The organism is Mesorhizobium sp. M6A.T.Cr.TU.017.01.1.1, assembly GCF_004023115.1.
Classification (GTDB): Bacteria; Pseudomonadota; Alphaproteobacteria; order Rhizobiales; family Rhizobiaceae; genus Mesorhizobium; species Mesorhizobium mediterraneum.
Genome location: NZ_RZTA01000293.1, coordinates 1 through 457, shown reverse-complemented (window position 1 = coordinate 457; position 457 = coordinate 1). Strand labels below are relative to the sequence as shown.

Here is a 457-nt window from a genome sequence, read left to right as displayed (position 1 = left end):
TGGTTGATATTTGGGGGGTTCAGCCTATGACCGGTCCTACCGGACTCATCTTTGCTCTCCGAGCCAACTATAAGGCTCAAGGCGGAACAGAAGCACTCAAGGACGAGGCTCTAACTCAGTTCTCTGGTTCAACCGGACACGATGTTACTGCACAGGGTTCAGATCCATTCGCAGACACTTCCAGTCAACAGACCGCTGGTACTACGATGTCAAGTTACCCCGCCACTCCGGGTATGTCTACCACTCTCGGGGAATCACTCGGTGATGCAACTACTAACCCGTTCGGAGAGATGGCATTTAGCATCGACCGTACATCGGTAGTTGCTAAGACTCGCGCCCTCAAGGCAGAGTACACGACTGAACTCGCACAAGATCTCAAGGCTGTTCATGGTCTTGATGCAGAGACTGAACTTGCTAATATTCTTAGCAACGAAATCATGCTGGAAATTCAACCGCG

At 51.0% G+C, this 457-nt stretch carries 1 protein-coding gene; it reads left to right on the top strand.

Features of this window, described 5'->3' with window-relative positions:
* Positions 1–26: 26 nt before the first annotated feature.
* A partial coding sequence (locus EOB36_RS34055; RefSeq protein ID WP_245467979.1) for a hypothetical protein occupies positions 27–457 on the top strand: 431 nt, incomplete at its 3' end.